At 46.7% G+C, this 18,865-nt stretch carries 17 protein-coding genes; 9 read left to right on the plus strand and 8 right to left on the minus strand.

What is annotated here, in order from left to right:
• The 5 genes from B2739_RS02480 to B2739_RS02500 form a co-directional block, all read left to right on the plus strand.
• The coding region (locus tag B2739_RS02480; protein WP_331344298.1) for an adenosylcobinamide-GDP ribazoletransferase at positions 1 to 769 on the plus strand (769 nt) is incomplete at its 5' end.
• A complete protein-coding gene (gene cobU / locus B2739_RS02485; protein WP_331344299.1) occupies positions 766 to 1,281 on the plus strand; it encodes a bifunctional adenosylcobinamide kinase/adenosylcobinamide-phosphate guanylyltransferase in 516 nt (171 codons plus the stop codon). The genes B2739_RS02480 and cobU, both read left to right, overlap by 4 nt.
• Position 1,282: 1 nt before the next feature.
• A complete protein-coding gene (locus tag B2739_RS02490) occupies positions 1,283 to 1,900 on the plus strand; it encodes a histidine phosphatase family protein (RefSeq protein ID WP_331344300.1) in 618 nt (205 codons plus the stop codon).
• Between the two features lie 67 nt (positions 1,901 to 1,967).
• The gene (locus tag B2739_RS02495) at positions 1,968 to 3,404 is read left to right on the plus strand and encodes an MATE family efflux transporter (protein ID WP_331344301.1); all 1,437 of its coding nucleotides are present in this window, start codon (positions 1,968 to 1,970) and stop codon (positions 3,402 to 3,404) included.
• A 30-nt stretch (positions 3,405 to 3,434) separates the two neighbouring features.
• Complete coding sequence (locus tag B2739_RS02500) at positions 3,435 to 3,677, plus strand: Rho-binding antiterminator (protein WP_331344302.1); 243 nt, start codon at positions 3,435 to 3,437, stop codon at positions 3,675 to 3,677.
• 19 nt (positions 3,678 to 3,696) lie between these two features.
• Here the strand turns inward: B2739_RS02500 and B2739_RS02505 are convergent, their stop codons facing one another.
• The 3 genes from B2739_RS02505 to B2739_RS02515 are packed head-to-tail and all read right to left on the minus strand — an operon-like array spanning position 3,697 to position 8,180.
• Entirely contained in the window at positions 3,697 to 5,541 is a 1,845-nt protein-coding gene (locus B2739_RS02505) for a M2 family metallopeptidase (protein WP_331344303.1), read from the minus strand.
• A 32-nt stretch (positions 5,542 to 5,573) separates the two neighbouring features.
• A complete protein-coding gene (locus tag B2739_RS02510; RefSeq protein WP_331344304.1) occupies positions 5,574 to 7,349 on the minus strand; it encodes a peptide MFS transporter in 1,776 nt (591 codons plus the stop codon).
• Between the two features lie 45 nt (positions 7,350 to 7,394).
• Complete coding sequence (locus B2739_RS02515; RefSeq protein WP_331344305.1) at positions 7,395 to 8,180, minus strand: TIGR01458 family HAD-type hydrolase; 786 nt, start codon at positions 8,178 to 8,180, stop codon at positions 7,395 to 7,397.
• Positions 8,181 to 8,464: 284 nt separating this feature from the next.
• On the opposite strand from B2739_RS02515, the gene hisC reads away from it, so the two are divergent.
• Complete coding sequence (gene hisC, locus B2739_RS02520) at positions 8,465 to 9,517, plus strand: histidinol-phosphate transaminase (RefSeq protein ID WP_331344306.1); 1,053 nt, start codon at positions 8,465 to 8,467, stop codon at positions 9,515 to 9,517.
• Between the two features lie 82 nt (positions 9,518 to 9,599).
• Here the strand turns inward: hisC and B2739_RS02525 are convergent, their stop codons facing one another.
• Positions 9,600 to 10,238 carry an STAS domain-containing protein gene (locus tag B2739_RS02525; protein ID WP_331344307.1) on the minus strand — a complete coding sequence of 213 codons (639 nt, stop codon included), beginning with the start codon at positions 10,236 to 10,238 and terminating at the stop codon, positions 9,600 to 9,602.
• A 478-nt stretch (positions 10,239 to 10,716) separates the two neighbouring features.
• Between B2739_RS02525 and B2739_RS02530 the strand changes: the two genes are divergently transcribed.
• A complete protein-coding gene (locus B2739_RS02530; protein ID WP_331344308.1) occupies positions 10,717 to 13,035 on the plus strand; it encodes a putative bifunctional diguanylate cyclase/phosphodiesterase in 2,319 nt (772 codons plus the stop codon).
• A gap of 44 nt (positions 13,036 to 13,079) precedes the next feature.
• On the opposite strand, the gene rimK is transcribed toward B2739_RS02530, so the two are convergent.
• Both rimK and B2739_RS02540 read right to left on the minus strand, forming a co-directional pair.
• Positions 13,080 to 13,985 (minus strand): 30S ribosomal protein S6--L-glutamate ligase, encoded by a 906-nt coding sequence (gene rimK, locus B2739_RS02535; protein ID WP_331344309.1) that lies wholly within the window; start codon positions 13,983 to 13,985, stop codon positions 13,080 to 13,082.
• Positions 13,986 to 14,067: 82 nt separating this feature from the next.
• Positions 14,068 to 14,535 (minus strand): ATP-dependent zinc protease, encoded by a 468-nt coding sequence (locus B2739_RS02540; RefSeq protein ID WP_331344310.1) that lies wholly within the window; start codon positions 14,533 to 14,535, stop codon positions 14,068 to 14,070.
• A gap of 231 nt (positions 14,536 to 14,766) precedes the next feature.
• On the opposite strand from B2739_RS02540, the gene B2739_RS02545 reads away from it, so the two are divergent.
• A complete protein-coding gene (locus B2739_RS02545) occupies positions 14,767 to 14,973 on the plus strand; it encodes a PA3496 family putative envelope integrity protein (protein WP_049630385.1) in 207 nt (68 codons plus the stop codon).
• 240 nt (positions 14,974 to 15,213) lie between these two features.
• On the opposite strand, the gene B2739_RS02550 is transcribed toward B2739_RS02545, so the two are convergent.
• Positions 15,214 to 16,161: a hypothetical protein gene (locus B2739_RS02550; RefSeq protein WP_331344311.1), complete on the minus strand. Its 948-nt coding sequence runs from the start codon at positions 16,159 to 16,161 to the stop codon at positions 15,214 to 15,216.
• Positions 16,162 to 16,376: 215 nt separating this feature from the next.
• Here B2739_RS02550 and B2739_RS02555 point away from each other — a divergent pair, with 215 nt between their 5' ends.
• A complete protein-coding gene (locus tag B2739_RS02555; protein ID WP_331344312.1) occupies positions 16,377 to 17,162 on the plus strand; it encodes a DUF6748 domain-containing protein in 786 nt (261 codons plus the stop codon).
• A gap of 101 nt (positions 17,163 to 17,263) precedes the next feature.
• On the opposite strand, the gene B2739_RS02560 is transcribed toward B2739_RS02555, so the two are convergent.
• Entirely contained in the window at positions 17,264 to 18,631 is a 1,368-nt protein-coding gene (locus B2739_RS02560) for a deoxyguanosinetriphosphate triphosphohydrolase (RefSeq protein ID WP_331344313.1), read from the minus strand.
• Positions 18,632 to 18,865 lie beyond the last annotated feature (234 nt).

Consider the following 18,865-nt stretch of genomic DNA (forward strand, 5'->3'; position numbering starts at 1 on the left):
TCCTGCGATTAACAATCAGATATTTATGAAAAACCAACTCAATTTATTTTTTCTCGCGCTCGGATTTTTCAGCCGGATTCCAATGCCGAAGTGGGTGGAATATTCACCGGAAAAACTCAACCAATCCAGCCGTTACTTAACGCTCGTCGGTTGGTTGTTGGGCGCGCTGGTCGCCGCTGTATTTTGGGGAGCGCAAACGCTTTTTCCTGAAACCATCAGTTTGTGGTTGGCCATGCTATTTAGCCTGTTACTCACCGGTGCATTTCATGAAGACGGATTAGCGGACACTGCCGATGGTTTGGGCGGCGCTTTTGCGCGCGATAAAAAACTCGCAATTATGAAAGACAGCCGCATTGGCACCTATGGCGCTTGTGCACTGTTCATGGCATTGATTGGAAAATATTTATTACTGATTGAAAATGCCGACATTCTGATCGCGCTGCTTATCGCCTACCCGTTATCGCGTGCAACTGCCGTAAGTCTGATTGCCGATATGCAGTACGTCACCGATGATGACACCAGTAAAAGCAAGCCCATCGCCACCACACTCGGCAAAACCGATCTCACCATTTTGCTCGTCAGCGCACTGCCGGTGTTTTTGTTGGTGGATCACACCAGCGCAGTGTATTTTCTTGCCTGTTTGTTGCTGGTGCGCACCCTGGCAAAAGTGTATTTAAAAAAACAACTGGGCGGTTACACCGGCGATACCTTAGGTGCTGTGCAACAAATCAGTGAGCTGGTTATTTACGGAGTTTTGCTCGCATCATGATTGAACTCATTCTTGGGGGTGCGCGTTCCGGAAAATCACGCTATGCAGAAGCGCGCGCGCAGGCATCCAACAAATCGGTGTTGTATATCGCCACTGCAACAGCGCTGGACGATGAGATGGCTGCGCGCATTGCGCATCACCAACAACAACGGCCACAACATTGGCAACTGCTTGAATGCCCGTTAACGTTAAGTGAAACGCTTGCACAGGAAGCGCAAAAAGACCAAATCATTTTGGTGGATTGCTTAACGCTGTGGCTGAACAATCAGTTGTTTCATTATCCGCATCAAGATTTTTCCACGCTGTACGATGCATTGCTTTCCAGCATCGCCAATGCAAAAGCCGATATTATTTTTGTCGCCAACGAAGTGGGCTTGGGCATTATTCCATTAGGTGAAATCAGCCGCACATTTGTCGATGAAGCCGGGCGGTTAAACCAACGCATCGCACAAGCAGCCGACAAGGTATTTTTTATTGCCGCAGGCCTGCCGCTACAACTTAAAGGTGATTAACGTGAGCAACCGCATCATCACCCTTATACGCCACGGAAAAGTGAATGGCCCCGCCGCGCTTTATGGTGCAACCGATATTCCGTTGAGTGCAACCGGCCACAGCGATTTAACCAGCACATTACAACACCTGCATTCGCATAGCCCCATCAATCACCTCATCAGCTCACCGCGAATTCGCTGCCTGCAAGTCGCGCAGGCATTTTCTGCGCAAAATAAAATTCCGCTGCACGTTGATGACAACTTTCAGGAAATGGATTTTGGTATTTGGGATGGAGTCCCGTTTGATGAACTGGGCGATGAATGGAACAATATCGAAGCTTTCTGGCATTCACCTCACAGCATGCACCCACCACAAGGCGAATCCCTCACAGATTTCGCCGCGCGGGTGATTAGCAGCTGGGAATCACTGATGAACAATCCCAAACCGGGTCACAACGCAATCATTTGCCACGGCGGCGTGATCCGTATCCTCATCGCCCACATACTGCAACTGGATTGGCGCAACCCCGCCCTGTTTAAACAATTACAAATCGATTACGCGAGTTGTACGAGAATTGAAATTGGTGATTATGATAAGACGCTGCCGGTGATTAAATGGATTGGTGCACGCTACTCGTAATGCCAATTTTTTAGGCTATCGTCATAAGATCAATCAACAAGCTGCTTTTATTTTTTTTGGAATTTCCGTGAATATTCAAGACGACATACCGCAAACCCTACCCGACCACAACCAGACGCTGGTGCAACGCACGTTGCAAGAGTGGAAGCAGCTTGCGCTCTTGGGTGCGCCGATTTTTATTGCGCAGCTTGCGCAAATGGCGAACGGGGTTATTGATACGGTGATGGCGGGTCATGCCAGTGCAGAAGATTTGGCCGGGGTTGGTATAGGGACGAGTATGTGGGTGCCGGTGCTGTTGTTTTTTGTGGGTGTGTTGGGCGCGCTGCAACCGACGATATCCGGTCACCGTGGTGCCGGGGAATTTCACAAAATTATGCCAGCGGTTTGGCAAGGTATTTATATTGCCATCACCGGAATGGTGTTGATGGTTTTGCTGCTGGTGAATCTTGCCCCTGTACTGACATTGCTGAAACTGGATGCAGCAACCACAGCAATTGCGGATGGTTATTTAAGTGCGTTTGCCTGGGGTGTTCCGGCGTTGCTATTACTTACCGCACTGCGTGGCCTTACCGACGGGCTAGGTCACACACGTGTGATCATGGTGTTTTCATTAATCAGCACGCTACTGAACCTGCCACTGAATTACGCGTTTATTTATGGGTTTGATTTTGGATTTTTTCTACTGCCAGCGATGGGTGGTATTGGTTGTGGTTGGGCAACCAGTATTTCTAACTGGGTGGCGACACTTGCGCTGCTGGTGTATTTAAACCGCAGCAACATTTACAAAAATTTCCATCTGATTGGCAATTGGGCATCCCCCAAATGGAATGAGATTAATCGTTTGCTGAAGCTCGGGCTGCCGATTGGGTTTACGCTGTTTATTGAAGTCAGTATGTTTTGCATGATCGCATTATTTTTGGCACCGCTGGGCGCAACCACGGTTGCAGGCCACCAGATTGTGTTGAACGCGATATCGCTGCTGTTTATGTTGCCCATGAGTTTGGGCATGGCAATTACTTTGCGCGTGAGTTTTTTGGTAGGCGCGCAAGATACCGATGAAGCGCGTTTGCTTGCACGCAGTTCATTACTTCTCGCGCTGGGAATTGCGTGTATCAATGCACCGATTTTATTTTTTGGCCGCGATTGGCTTGCCAGCCTTTACACCTCTGACCCCGAGGTACAAAAGGTGGCTGCACAGTTGTTTATGTTCGGGGCTATTTTCCAAATCGCCGATGTTATTCAAGTGACCATGATCAATGTGCAACGCGGCTATAAAGACACCAAAATCCCGATGTTTATTATGCTGATTTCGTTCTGGGGAATTTCACTGCCGTTAGGTTATGCACTGACGTTTAAAGATTGGATTACCAACCCGATTGGCGCTCCGGGGTTCTGGATGGGATTGACCGTGGGATTAATTTGCGCCGCAATATTACTTACCACTCGGATGTTGCGTTTTAAACCGGCAGCAAGCGATCACTCATCTTTTGTTGACGCTCACTAATCTCATGTTGAAGAGCCAAAGGAGACGATTATGATCAGTTGTAACCAGCACGATTACATCGAAATAGTGTGCATGTATCGCTACCCGATCAAACTCACACTAATAACTGGCGATACACTGGAAGGAATTGCGCTGGACACCCAGCGCAATGATCACAAGGAAGAATGCTTAAAAATAGACATAACAGGTGTTGAAGAATTAGTGGTCTTGGAGCACATCAAAACGCTGGAAGTGCTGGTAGAAAATCCTCATCTACAAAAAATCGGCTTCTAATAAGCCACGCTGTTTATCTTCACCAACCACACGCCTGCCCTTTGTTTTGCTCATCCAACCAAGTTTTGAGCGGCGCAAAATAATCCAGAATGGCAGAGGCATCCATCTCGCGGGTGCCGATGGATTCTTCCAATACATCTTGCCAGGGTTTACTTGCACCGGCCGCTAACATCGCCTGCAATTTAGCACCCGCTTCTTTGCTGTTGTAAATCGAACATTCATGTAAGGGGCCGTTAAAACCCGCTGCATCGCATAAAGCTTTGTGGAATTGGAATTGCAAAATATGGGCGATGAAATAACGGGTGTAAGGCACATTAGCGGCGATATGGTATTTTGCGCCCGCATCAAAATCCGTTTCAGTGCGCGGCACCGGTGATTGTATACCTTGATATTGGTTGACTAACTGCCACCAGGCTTGGTTGTATTGCTCCGGCTTTACTTTTCCGGAAAACACTTGCCAGCGCCATTGATCAATAATTTTTCCAAAAGGTAAAAAGGCAACTTTATCCAGCGCCATTTTCATTTGCTGGTTGATAACTGCTTGCTGATTTTTTTCCACCTTATCGATCAAACCAATTTGCTTTAAATAATCAGGTGTCATGGAAAGCACAATGGTATCGCCTATGGCTTCATGGAAACCATCGTTTGCACCGTTTTGAAATAAATAAGGTTTGTCGTTGTAGGCAAGGTAATAATAAATATGACCGAGTTCGTGATGGATGGTAGTAAATTCCGCTTCCGTCGGCTCTATACATTCTTTAATGCGCACATCGTCTTTTGCATCCATATTCCAGGCACTGGCATGACATACCACTTCGCGGTCACGCGGTTTGGTGAGCATGGATTTTTCCCAAAAGCTTTGCGGTAATTCACGCAACCCGAGCGAGGTAAAAAACTGCTCGGCTGTTTTCGTAATCGCTACTGGATCTTTTTTGCTTTTCACTAACGCCGCTGTCACATCAAGATCACCAACCCCCGGATAGGGCGTCACCAGATCATAAATATTACCCCACTCCTGACTCCACATATTACCCAGCAGATGCGCAGGGATGGGTTTATCGAGTGGCACTTTATCGACACCATAATGTTTCGCGAGATCTGTACGCACTTTGCAATGCAAGGATTGATACAGCGGCTCTACTTGCGACCAAAGACGCTCTACATCTTTTTCAAAATCGGCAGAGGGCATGTCGTAACCGGATTTCCAGGATGCGCCCAAATCGCTAAAACCATAAGCCTGCGCGCCTGCGTTAGCAATCTCGATAAAACGCGCGTAATCGTTTTTGTACGCCGGTGAAACGGTTCGCCAACCCGTCCAGGCATCCAGTAATTCATCGTAAGTGCGGCTTTTGACCAATACATCGGAAAGCTGGTTTAAATCGCGGCAATCTTGTTTGCCATTGATTGTTTTGCAATATTTTCCTGCGCCGTAAACACCTTCCATGCTGGTGCCCAATTGCGCAAGCTCTGCGCGTTCCGCTGCTGTATCGGGCGGTAACAATGTTTTACCCAAGGTTAAATTGGTATACGCCTTGGCGGTAGATGCTGACATGGGTGACTGTTTGAATTCGCGCGCTTCTGCCAACACACCTTTTTCAAATTCCATGTACCGCTCATAGGTTTTTGCAGCGATTAGCGCAGTATCTTCATTGATGTATGTGACATAGGCCCATTGCGCCGCATTCATTTCGCGGTTCATATCCAGATAGCGCTGATTAACATCTGCGATGAATGCATCGGCAGATTTTGTAGTGGCTTTATGTTCGCTTTTTGTATCTGCCGATGGCTGGCACGCCGCTAAAAAAACACTTGCTACAAACACCGCCATCACACGATAGACCATTATTTTTTGTCGTTTATTCATCACACAATCTCTATCACAAATTTGGTTTTTAGTTAACGAATACCCGCCATACCACGCTTGAGCAAAGGCGAAACAATCAACAGACAAATACCGGCACCCACGCCCATCCACATCAAGAATTCAAACAATTCGGTATAGGTTGCCAACATGGCAGCAACATCGGTTTTATCCGATGGATCAATCGCCGCCCATTTGGATATACGAGTTGCCAGAGTTTCAGATAATGCCGTTGCGACAAACCAAATGCCCATACTCGCGCTGACCACACGCGGCAGCGATAATTTCGTCACAGCCGATAAACCAATTGGTGAAAGGCACATCTCACCAACACTGTGCAACAAATACGCGAGCACCATCCAGATAATTGCTACTTTGCCCACTTCATTAGGAAATTGTGCACCTAATACCAACGCCCCAAAACCCAAACCCGAAAACATAATGCCGATGGAAAATTTCACCGGTGTTGAGGGGTTCATACCACGCGCATCCAACCACGGCCACAAAAATGCCAGAGGAATAGCGAGCAAAATAATGAATGCGGGATTTAATGCAGGAAATTGGCTGGCGACAATCGTACTGCCAAACACCTCACGATCTAATACGCGGTCGGCAAATAACGTCATGGATGCAGCGGATTGTTCGATCAAAGACCAGAACACAATCGCGAAAAGGGTGAGTACCATTAATACCAAAGTACGGGTAAATTCCGCGCTGCGGTGACGTAAAAAGCCGTAGGCTACAAAACCCAACAGGGCCAACATTGCTACATACAAACAATATTCTGTGGCAGTTTCTGATAATTGGATCACCTGATTTTGCGTCATGACATTACCCAAGCCAATGGCAATCACTAACGCGGCTAATATCATCACCGATTTTTTTGATTCCCAAGGTGCAGAGTGGATCATGGAGTAGGCCAAAATTCCCACAATACCCACCAGCAGAAAAATATTTTGCGTGATGTGCACAATAGGTTCGCTTTGCACCAACCACCAGATAACCGGAAGCGCACACAAACTGCCCAGATAAATCCACCACTCGCGTTTAATACCCGCGCGCTTTTCTCTTAACCATTCAGGGCAAGGGGACTCGGTATACTCTTTGATGTAACGCTGGCCGTACATAAATACCAACATCCCAATCACCATACCGATACCAGCAAGCCCAAAACCGTACTTCCAGCCGTAAGTCTCGCCCAGCCACCCACACAATAAAATAGCGATAAAAGAACCTACGTTGATACCCATATAAAACAAGGTGAATCCAGAGTCGCGGCGCGGGTCATTCGCTGGATAAAGCTGTCCAACAATCACTGAAATATTCGGTTTTAAAAAACCGACACCCACCACAATCAGCGCAATCGCCAAATAAAAAATATTTAACGCCGCCGTATCCTGAATCGTAATGTCATTGGCGAGCACCGTACCGGCAGCCAACACTTCACCGGTTTTCAAGCTAAGTGATTCAACCAATACCGTACCGGCGGGATAATGCACAGCTTGCTGCCCTTCAAATGCCATTAAGAAATGGCCGATCGATAAAATAACAGCACCCAACATTACCGCGCGGCGTGTGCCTAAATAACGGTCGGCGATCAAGCCACCAATTACCGGCGTCGCGTAAACCAAACCGGCGTAAGCACCCAGAATGTCCAGACCGGCACCGTCGGAAAATAAATGGTATTTAGTGAGATATAACAACAGGAGATATTTCATCCCGTAAAATGAAAACCGCTCCCACATTTCCGTTGCAAAACACACATAAAGCCCTTTGGGATGGCCAAGAAAATCATTGTTATTTTTTATCATTATCTACGCTCACGTTAACTCACATTAATTCATATTAACGATACATCACTGCACCAATTCAATTAATCCAGCAATAGAGTCCACTATATAATTTGGTCTCACAGGCGATTGCTCTGCGTAGGCTGCACGATATTTTCCGGTGCGCACCAGGCAACCACGAATACCCATTTGTTGGGCACCACCTACATCGCTGTCAATATCATCGCCCACCATCAGCGCATCCATAGTATCAACACCGGCAGAATTCAACACGCGCTTAAAAAAACCGCGATTAGGTTTGCCCATCACTTGCGCCTCTTTATTGCATACATACTCAAGGCCAGCGACAAAAAATCCGATATCGGCCTTGAGCCCTTCCTCAGTTTGCCAGAAGCGATTTTTATGCAGGGCAATTAATTCTGCACCGGAATGCATCACATTAAACAAACGGTTGATCAGGGTAATATCCCAGGCATCGCCTATATCACCCAGTACAACATAATCCGGTGTGTATTCGTCCCAGAAAAACTCTGAAAAATCCTGTTTGATACTATCAGCCACCACAGGCCATATACGCACCGGCCGCTGCAGTTTTTGTTGCAAACTCAATAATTCGAGCTTTGCCCCAACAGGTGCACTGATCAGCTCATCCTCTTCCAGACTAAAACCCATTACCCGTAATTGAGCTACCAATTCGTCCTGTGGTTTGGTCGTAGTGTTGGTGAGAAAACGCAATTGTATACCGCGTTTACGCAATTGCCGTAGGCATTCAATCGCGCCGGGAATTGGCTGTTTGCCCACGTACAGGGTTCCATCCAGATCAAGCATAATTAACTCGGGAATTCGTTTCATAACAATGAATCCTTTATATGTCCGGATTGAGTTCACCCGCACAAGGGGTTACCAGAAAACTATAGACCTATTCACTCTGGCCCGTTCTCTACGCAGACTACAAAATCAGCGATCACAAAACTATTTCCTGAAAAACGCGGCTTACAAACTATGATCCCCCGCAATCACGAGCAATAAACATTCCATCAAATCCCCACACGCCATCCAGTAAATAGCAAGGATAGGAACAACCTGTAGTACAGCGTATACTGCCCGCTCTTTTAAATCACTGCTGAGGAGCGGTCATGTCGAAGTTCTGGAGTCCTGTGGTGCGCGAACTGGAGCCTTATGTGCCCGGCGAACAACCGCAAATTGATGGGTTAATCAAATTAAATACTAACGAGAGCCCCTACCCGCCCTCGCCTAAAGTGATTGATTTGATAACCCATGACGCCATCGACCGATTGCGCCTTTATCCAGATCCCAATTCCAAAAAACTGAAAACGACTATCGCCAATTATTACAAGGTAATGCCCGATCAGGTGTTTGTAGGCAATGGTTCAGATGAAGTATTGGCTTTGTTATTTATGGCGTTTTTTCAACAGGGAAAACCGCTGTTGTTTCCAGACATCAGCTACAGTTTTTATCCTGTGTATTGCAAATTATTCGGAATTGAAGAAAAAACCATTCCACTTCGCGATGATTACACCATTGATTTTGCCGATTATCCAACCGACAACGGCGGCATTATTTTCCCCAACCCTAACGCCCCTACTGCGATTGGTAAACCACTGGCAGAGATAGAAGCATTACTGCAAAAAAACACCGGGTCTGTTGTGGTGGTAGATGAAGCTTACGTCGATTTTGGTGCAGAAACAGCGATCACGCTGGTTGATAAATACCCCCATTTATTAGTGGTGCAAACGCTATCCAAATCACGTTCGCTGGCGGGAATGCGCGTCGGATTTGCCGTAGGGAATAAAGACCTGATTGATGCACTTGATCGCGTCAAAAACTCATTCAATTCCTATCCAATAGACCGCATTGCAGAAGCGGCAACTATTGTTGCATTTGAAGATGAAGTCTACTTCCAATCCTGCCGCGATAAAATTATCACCACGCGCAACTGGACAGTAAGCGAACTGGAAAAGTTGGGCTTTAAGGTACTGCCATCGCAAGCAAATTTTGTGTTCGCAGAACCTATTGGAAAGAATGCAGCCGATGTAGCCCAGCACCTGCGCGATCACAAAATTTTGGTGCGCTATTTTAACAAGCCGCGCATTAACCAATTCCTGCGTATCACTATTGGTACCGATGAACAAATGCAAGCCATGATCGCTGCCTTGAAGACCTATTGAGCGGATAGGTCTACACCAGCAACATAAAAAAAGCCCGGATTCGTAGCCGGGCTTTTTTATATACGCCAGTATGATAGCCGGCTTAACTCATCTCGGATATTTGCGTATTCTGGATAGAAAAATATTTATCCATACCCGTCCACTCAAGAATTTGCGCAACGTCTTTATTGCAGTTGCACAGTTTAATGGCATCGCGCGCTGATCCTTTACGTTCTTTAAAAAGCAACAACATCCCCAGGCCTGTCAAACTCAGCGCCGGTGTTTCATTCAAATTAAATTCAAACTCTTTGATATCAGTCCCTTCAGTTTCCTCAAGCAACCGGCTCCACTCTTTGCGCAGGTTATTGTCTATATTTCCATGAATACTGACACGCAAACCGCGCCCGCTATTAATCGATACCCAATCCAGGCTGGGCGAATCTGAAAAGGTAATCGAATTGACTGATGAGGCCAATTTCTTTTTTGCCGGAGCCGTTTTACCTGAGCCAGCTCTCAAGGGGACATGTGCGCGCGGAACCGCTACATGAGCAGCTGTTTTCGCAGGCACAGGTTTGGTTTTATCAAGCCAGCCTTCAGGCACCACATCATCCCAACTACTTTCCTGAGGGCCTTCGCCTACAACATCATCAATAACACGGCCACTGGTACGCTTTGCGCGTGCCGATTCATCATTGGCTCGCACAACCTTTCGCTCACCTACAAAAGGAACATGATGGCGCATAGAGCACTCCATAAATGCAATGCACTGCAAGGACTGACAGAACTATTTAAATTTTAGTGCAGCTATAGCCAAAAGCGAGTGTGGTATAGCGCAACACACTGGTTTCAAGAAGCTCCCTACGCGAAAGCGACCGTTTTTCACTCAACTTATGAAAACATATTATTGGCACATATTTCATCTTTTAGCCAAAATATGCTGCCATTTGGGAATTTTGGAAACACATACCCATTCTCACAGACACCAAAGTCTGGAATGTTTTTAGCGCAAACACGTCTTACCAATTTATTTATCATAAAAAAAAGCGCTAACGCACTTTTTTGTTGTAAAGTGCTGATTCGATATAGAAATTTGGGACGTGCAGGCACCGGAAGAGTGCCATTAGTTAGGTTTTTTAGTGTTAGTGGTCTGCCCTTATGAGAGAAAAATGTCATGGCAAGATGCACTAAATAGCGAAAACGATCACCCCAATTGAGCGATTATGCAGACGAGTGAATCAGGGCAGCCAAAGAATACTGCCATTGAGTTGATTAAAAAGTTCCAGCAACTTTTTACTGACTTAAACCATAAACAAATTGCCGAACGTTTGGTAAAACTGGTCATTGCCAAGCGAACCATCAGCCGCGCCGTGTTAATTGTTGAGCGCGACAGCCATCTTTATGTTGAAGCTATAGCGTCATCCGGTTTTGATGAGCCTTTCGTCAATGGCGTTGCAACCTCACTCAGCCGCTTGAATTATCTCCCGCATCAATACATACATCAGGTTTTTGATACCGGCTTACCTTGTGCATTGGATCAAGACACCATCAACCGCATGGGCGCGCTGTTCGTACAAAAAGGCACTCATTCCTGTTATCTGCACCCCATCAAAGAAAGACACAAAACCATTGCCGTGTTTTATATGGAGTCCACTCAGGGTTTGCAGCAACTGCAAAAAACCGTTGCCGAATTGGATACCGTATGGACCTTTAGCTCGCTACTCGTCCGTCAAGTAATTGATATGTGGCACCACGAGGAGCAAGCCGAGCGATTCCGGGTTGCAGAGCAGGCCCTCTGGGCAAGCGAAACCTATCTCAATGCTATTTTGCGTTATTCTCCTGCACTGATTTCGGTTAAAGATCTGGATGGCAACGTAGTACTCGCCAGCGAACACTTCAAACAAATGGCCAACATTGATGAAACAGGTTTCGTTGGCAAAAACGTGTTTGATGTCTATCCAAAAGACGTTGCTCAATCCATGTGGGAAATCGATAAGGCCACCAAAACCAAACAACAGACTTATGAAGTTGAATTGGATTTGATGCACAAAGACGGCAGCCAACACACCTATCTGATGGTGAAATTCCCGCTGCGCAGTAAAGACAATACCGTTTTTGGTGTCTGTACTATCGGCACCGACATTTCCGAACGTAAACTCGCTGAAAATGCGTTGCGTGAACAACAATCGCGCCTGAATTACATGGCATTTCACGACTCGCTCACATCCCTGCCTAACCGTTCTCTTTTTTACGACCGCATTTATCACGGTCTTGCACGCGCACGCCGCAGCGAATCAAAACTCGCGCTGATGTTGTTGGATATCGATCGCTTCAAAAATATCAACGACAGTCTGGGGCACGATGCAGGTGATATTTTATTGAAAGCTATTGCGATGCGCCTGAATGAAGGCGTGCGTGATATGGATACAGTGGCGCGTTTGGGGGGCGATGAGTTTGTAGTCGTACTTGAAGGCATACACGACATGGAAGATGTAGTGTTCGTTGCCAACAAACTACTCACGACGCTGTCGCGCCCGATTGAAATTAGCGGCCATAATATTTCCACCACGGTCAGTATCGGTGTCAGTATTTTTCCAGAAGATGGCGGTGATACTGACGAGCTACTGAAAAACGCCGACATCGCCATGTATAAAGCGAAAGAAGCAGGCAAAAACAACTGCCAGTTCTACACCAAAGGCATGAACGCTACTGCAGTGAATTATCTGCTGCTGGAAAACGATTTGCGCCGTGCGATAGAACAGCAACAACTCGTACTTTACTACCAGCCACAAGTAGATTTACGCACTGGCGAGATGATGGGTGTAGAGACATTGGTGCGCTGGCAACATCCGGATCGCGGTTTGGTATCCCCTGCGCATTTCATCCCGCTGGCTGAAGAAACCGGTTTGATCGTACCAATTGGTGAGTGGGTACTACGCGAAGCCTGTCGCCAACAAAAGCTCTGGTTGGATGCCAGTAAGTATGTTGGCAAAATTGCGGTGAACTTATCGCCACGCCAATTCCGCCAGAAAAACTTTCCCGGCAAGGTAGAAGCCATACTCAAAGAAACGGGCCTTGAAGCAAAATATCTGGAACTGGAAATCACCGAAAGCTGCGCAATGGAACACGCGGGAGAAACGATCAATCAATTAAACCAACTGAAACAAATGGGCATGTTTCTGGCCATTGATGACTTTGGTACTGGCTATTCGTCACTTGCGTACTTGCAGCGCTTCCCTATCCAGAAGCTGAAGATTGACCGCAGTTTTATCAATGACATCCACGATGACGATAACGATGCGGCCATCGCGAAATCGATTATCGGCCTTGCCCACAACATGCAGATGCGAGTAGTCGCAGAAGGCGTAGAAACCGAACAGCAAGCGGAATGGTTGCGCGATATGGGCTGCGACCAGGCGCAAGGCTTCCTCTATGCCAAACCCATGACGGCAAAACAACTGGAAAACCATTTCCACAATGGCCGCTTTTATTTCGACGGCACGATTGTCCACCTGGACACCCAAATGAAACTGGGAACCTGACAGCTCCCTTTTTAATTGATGTGAATCACTTTGATTGATGCGGACTAGCCTTTTCCACGTGTTTTATTGGCATTGGGACGCGCGTTTTCTTCAACAAATGCCACTATCGCATCAGCAACATCTTTACCGGTTGCCCCTTCTATACCTTCCAATCCCGGCGACGAATTCACTTCCATTACCAAAGGCCCCCTGCTGGAGCGCAATAAATCCACCCCAGCCACTTGCAGGCCCATGGTCTGCGCCGCTTTGATGGCTGTGCGTCGCTCGGTAGGGGTCAGTTTAGCGAGCTTGGCCGAACCACCGCGATGCAGGTTAGAGCGGAACTCGCCCTCGGCAGCCGTGCGCTCCATGGCAGCTACCACTTTGTCGCCAATGACAAAGCAGCGCAGGTCGCTGCCATTGGCCTCCTTGATGAACTCTTGCACCAGAAACTCGGCACGCAACTCGCGGAAGGCTTCAATCACACTCTCCGCTGCCTTCTGGGTTTCGGCCAATACTATTCCGCGCCCCTGGGTGCCTTCGCACAGCTTCAGAACCAGTGGCGTACCACCAACCAGTTTAATCAGCTCTTTGGCATCGTGAACGTTGTAGGCAAAACTGGTTTTAGGCAGACCAATACCTTTGCGTGACAGCAACTGCAATGCGCGCAACTTGTCACGTGAACGGCCCAAGGCAATAGACTCGGTGAGGCAATAAACCCCCATCATTTCGAATTGGCGGATTACCGCCAGACCATAATGCGTCACTGACGCTCCGATTCTGGGAATAACAGCGTCAAAATCTTCCAGAAGTTCGCCCATGTACCAGATCGCAGGACTGTCTGAGGCAATATCGATATAGCATTTAAGAATGTCGAGCACGCGCACTTCATGGCCACGTTTAGTGCAAGCCTCCACCAACCGACGGGTAGAATACAAGCGGCGATTACGCGACAAAATGGCGATTTTCATAGTAAACCTGATCAGAAAAATAAAGGGATTAAGGAAACCGGACGATGCACGGAAGCTACTGCTACCGGCGTCTGTAGATAATTTACATAGATGCTATAGGAGGATGGTTTTTGTTGCCGCCCAACAAAAAGGATTTACCGCTATCGACCAGAAAGCCTTGTTTAAGGGCGCTGCGGCCCAGCAGCATACGAAAGCGCATATTCTCGCGGTCAGTCAAGGTCACTTCCATTGAGAACGTCATACCGTTGATCAATAAGGTGGTATCGATCACCACGCGCTCTTCTTTATGTCCGCCAGAATCAGTCACCATGCGTACGTCTTTCACCGGAGCCTCACACTCAATGCAAGTCAGGCTGTCTTTCTGCAAGGGATGCAGGCCGAAACGCACCCAAGGCTTGCCGTCTTTTTCGAACGGCGTAACGTAGTAGGCATGCAGGGCACTAGTGCGCGCACCTGTATCAACCTTGGCTTTGATAGCGCTAATTCCAAGAGCAGGTAGCCCCACCCATTCACGCCAACCGACGACTTCAGGCTGTTTTTTTATCACCACCAGAACCTCCGGATTATCAAGTGCAATTGCCTTGGAACTGATCCACCCAAATAACGATGGACAGGCGCGCTTTGTACCTCAGATCCAAGCCAAGGTAAAAAGAAAAATTTTGATCCTACCCAGCAATTTTTCTTTTGTTTTTTTATGGGCTATGGTAAATAGCGCGGGTCAAATTTCCCCGTCGGGGAATCGATCCACCTACCCTCTCTCTGTCAATGTTGGAGTAGTTTTATGTCAGTTGATGTAGAGTCACAAGATACTGATCTGATCAGTGATGTTAGCATCGAAACCGAAGATGAAGAGGCTACCCCGAAACTTACGGGTAAAGAAGCCAGCCAGCACACACTGGAAATGCGCCGCAAAATCGAAGATCGTCTGGAGCGCCGCCGCATTAAGGATCAACTGGGATACGATGATCTCTCTGATTTGGACTTCTAAGCTTCAGAATGATAAGTAAATGCCCCCGGGGCAAACAAAGAGCGCGTGGAATAAAAGCGTAACAGCAACCTGATACAGGTATTCGGTCAATATCCACAAGCGCCATCAACACCCAATACTGCCTTTATCTTTTCACAGATAAAGGCAGTATTTTTTTGTCTATTTTGCGGGAATCAAAAACCCGAATAGCTCGATATCGCCTGTCATTTTTATACTTAAAAAGTCTTCGATATTTGTTTGCTATTCCAAACGGATATTATCCAAAAAAAAGGTTCGCGGTGCAGGTAATTTAGCGGCAAATAAAGCAAAGCCCGTTATTGCGTCCAACTGTATATCACGCTTCTTCGGTGCGCTACGGATGTCATCTACCTTGATACGAATTTCGTTCCAACCGGTCATTAACATCACAGGATGATTGAACCTGTCTGCTAATTCATTGTTGCCCATGTCATGTTGATAATCGGAAATTTTTAGTACCAGAACCAAAGGCTCCGGATCTGGATTATAAAAATCCATCACTAAAAATTGATACCCTGTCCAATTCCCATAAGGACTAACCAAACTGATACCCGCATATTGTTGCGTACTTAATTGCACCGCTAACACCTGTGAACCAGAGCGCGCACCAGTGTTATCTTGATGAACAGTTGTAGTAGCACCATTCACACGAATCTGTGCTATTTCCGCACGCGATTCAAAGCGGTTAATCATCGGAAATTGTGTTCGCATGGTTATATCTGCCCATGCAGAATCGATAATTAACCATGCCGGTGGCAATACACAACACGCGCTGGCAATGCGTAAACACCATATCTTTCTCGTTGGCTTTTGTCCCCAAAATAAACCCAGCCATGCACCAAAAAGATTGTGCAATACATCGTTCCAACTCACATTGCGCCCGACAAAAGATTGGGCGATTTCAATAAGTCCCCCCAAAACCAATACGCCAACCGAAACCCCTAACCACTCGCGCCAACTCACCAGAGGCTTAATGGATTGAATCAGTAACAATAAAACTGCAAAAAAAATGATGTGCCCAAAATCCCACAGATTTTTAATAACCTCTGGAGAATAATAATCTGCGCCACCCCAAAAAAATAAAGGTGCCAAAATCACAATGACCACACCCAATAGCCACGAAGGCAAACTCACTTTCAACGCAAACTCCATTACTGAAACAGCGAACATTAGAACAATTTATTACAAATCCCTGGCGTCTGGCTTGGCAATCTGTAATGACTAAATCGATGCAAGGTTTAGTATTAGACCAATGCAGGCATTCTGTGCAAATGACATCGCTACCTGATACCCCGGTCGCAACACAACGACATTAACGAATTGCGAATGAACGACATCACAAAAACAAGGTCACTTTATTTAACTACATAACAGGATTTACGATTATGAACAGCATAACCCGTTCACTGCAAAGCAGAATCAAAATCGCCCTATCATGGCTTGTGTTTTCACTGGCACTGATAGGATTAGGTGCCCACGCAAAATCACCCATCAACCCTAACCCGACGGGAACAACTTACATTGTCAAACCCGATTATCGCAAATGCGCATTTCCAATGTGTGGCGGTTGGCATTTAACACCAGTAAATCAATATTCAATTCAGCTGGAAACTGAAGACCAGGCGTATGAAAACTCAGCGCTACTACCCAATAGCATTTATGTGGCCTACATTAATTACAAGCGGCTCGGGCTTACCAAAAAGCAAATCGCCGAGCTTGGAAATGCCATCCGCACCGAACAAGTGTTAGTACGAGGCACACTGACCAAATCGCCCACCAGCGGAAAAATCATCACCAGTACCAAAACATTGGTTGCCAATGGTGCCTGGATCAGTGCAAATAAAAATGTACCAGTAGGCACTTATTTAAATATCACCAGCACCGGCATTTTTTGTATCACCACGCCCTGTCCTTCATTTAATGCGGCGTTGATCAACAGTGATTACAACACCCACTTCCATGATTTTTCACTGGAAAAAGCAACTCTAACAGAAGAACAGGAAGCGGCTGCCTGGGAAGCGATTTCAACAACAGGTTTGATTGTCACGGGTACCACCTATGAGACAACGGGTTTCAATGAAACCGGAGCAGAACCCGCAAAAGGCACCGGTGTTGCTGCTACCCAAGTCTTTTTTGCTTACCCTGCAAAAAAAGCAGGCGCAAAAAAATAATAGTGTCATTCACTGCAAAGCAACAACTCAAACAAAAATCCCCGGCTGTTAACTACATGCCGGGGATTTTTTATTCCGGGAAAGCAATAATCCAAACCTGATCAGTACTGCGATTGCCCCATACCATTAAATTGTTTAGCAAGATTGGTCGCATAGTTGTCTGTCATACCGCTGATATAATCAATCACCGCCATTAACGCCAAATATTTATAGTTGTCGCCGCGTTTACTGACATCAGGGTGGAAATTATTTTCACCAATCAACGCCATCACGCGATTATCTTTATAGGTCATTTGCGCTGGATCACCGAGCGATGCATAGACTGCAGAGCAAATTGTACTTAACAAAGTACCAATCACCGCATAAGCACCAATCTCCAATTCAACACGACGCGAGTGATTAAATATTTTTTGCTTTGCCAGATCTTTCGCTGCTTGTACCGCATTTTTTACTTTCGGGTCGCACAAGGAAATTAAATCACCTTCTACTTCGCCGTGTAAAAACGCATCCTGATGCTGAATAAATGCTGCAGTTCCGGCATTGATAAACGCATCAATCACCTTGCCGCGCACCAATGCCGGTTTGCGACCATCGTTCACTTTTTTCAGCAACCGCTCCAGGTCAGCTAATTGCGGGGAATCGGCAATCACCGGGTGCAGCAATTCATAAATTTCTGCCCAGTTGAGAATGCCCATTTCCAGCCCGTCTTCCAAATCGATAATGCCGTAACAAAAATCGTCGGCCGCTTCCATTAAATACACCAGCGGATGACGGCAATACCAATCACTGCCCAATTCAATCAAACCGGTTTTTTGTGCTATCTCGTGAAAGTGCTCAAGTTCGGATTGAAAAATACCGTATTTGGCATCTTTCGGGCGCTGCCCCAGCACAGTCGGGGTGGATGTCCAGGGGTATTTAATCGAGGAGGCAAGCGTTGCATAGGTCAAGCGCATACCATCGTGAAACTGGTGATATTCCGATGTCGTTAACACGCGCAAGCCTTGGGCATTACCTTCAAATACGCGAATGTCATCCTGCTCAGAGGGCGATAAATGTTTTAAAAACTCGGCACCTTCTTTTTGAAACCAGTTGCGGATTGCATCCTCACCCGTGTGACCAAAAGGCGGGTTGCCAATATCGTGCGCAAGGCAAGTCGCTTGCACTATATCGCCAATATCCGTCGGCCAAATATGCGCAGGCAAATCGCCTTTATCTTTTAACGCCTGCCCAACACGAATGCCCAGTGTGCGCCCCACACAAGCCACTTCCAAACTGTGTGTCATACGGTTGTGGATGTGGTCATTAGTAGCGAGCGGATGCACTTGTGTTTTACGCGCAAGCCGACGAAACGCACCAGAAAAAATAATCTTGTCGTGATCCGAGTGAAACGGCGAACGCCCTTCTTCATGCTTTGCCACACGCTTGCCCAAACGGTCTGCGCACAGCAATTGGTTCCAATTCATGGTCATACATAAATCCCTAACAATGTTTAAGACATCCAGTTTTTCTGGATTTTTTAGTGCGTACTTTGCCTACGTCAGGGACAACAGGCCGATAAAGTGTTCATCTCAAAAAGTCGTAATTTTGAGATGAACTATGAATTATCGCCTCTCATATCTCAATATTTTTAAATTTTGAGATGAAATGAGATGCGAAAATCAGCGCCAAACCGCACCAACTTAGCCCCCGCTTAAAATTCTCAC

The sequence above is a fragment of the Cellvibrio sp. UBA7661 genome (assembly GCA_002483365.1).
Lineage (GTDB): Bacteria > Pseudomonadota > Gammaproteobacteria > Pseudomonadales > Cellvibrionaceae > Cellvibrio.

Coding starts and splice junctions, on each gene's coding strand:
- cobU (WP_331344299.1), top strand. CDS start 766: ATGATTGAACTCATTCTTGGGGGTGCGCGTTCCGGAAAATCACGCTAT.
- B2739_RS02500 (WP_331344302.1), top strand. CDS start 3,435: ATGATCAGTTGTAACCAGCACGATTACATCGAAATAGTGTGCATGTAT.
- B2739_RS02505 (WP_331344303.1), bottom strand. CDS start 5,541: ATGAATAAACGACAAAAAATAATGGTCTATCGTGTGATGGCGGTGTTT.
- B2739_RS02510 (WP_331344304.1), bottom strand. CDS start 7,349: ATGATAAAAAATAACAATGATTTTCTTGGCCATCCCAAAGGGCTTTAT.
- B2739_RS02515 (WP_331344305.1), bottom strand. CDS start 8,180: ATGAAACGAATTCCCGAGTTAATTATGCTTGATCTGGATGGAACCCTG.
- hisC (WP_331344306.1), top strand. CDS start 8,465: ATGTCGAAGTTCTGGAGTCCTGTGGTGCGCGAACTGGAGCCTTATGTG.
- B2739_RS02525 (WP_331344307.1), bottom strand. CDS start 10,238: ATGCGCCATCATGTTCCTTTTGTAGGTGAGCGAAAGGTTGTGCGAGCC.
- B2739_RS02530 (WP_331344308.1), top strand. CDS start 10,717: ATGCAGACGAGTGAATCAGGGCAGCCAAAGAATACTGCCATTGAGTTG.
- rimK (WP_331344309.1), bottom strand. CDS start 13,985: ATGAAAATCGCCATTTTGTCGCGTAATCGCCGCTTGTATTCTACCCGT.
- B2739_RS02545 (WP_049630385.1), top strand. CDS start 14,767: ATGTCAGTTGATGTAGAGTCACAAGATACTGATCTGATCAGTGATGTT.
- B2739_RS02550 (WP_331344311.1), bottom strand. CDS start 16,161: ATGTTCGCTGTTTCAGTAATGGAGTTTGCGTTGAAAGTGAGTTTGCCT.
- B2739_RS02555 (WP_331344312.1), top strand. CDS start 16,377: ATGAACAGCATAACCCGTTCACTGCAAAGCAGAATCAAAATCGCCCTA.
- B2739_RS02560 (WP_331344313.1), bottom strand. CDS start 18,631: ATGACCATGAATTGGAACCAATTGCTGTGCGCAGACCGTTTGGGCAAG.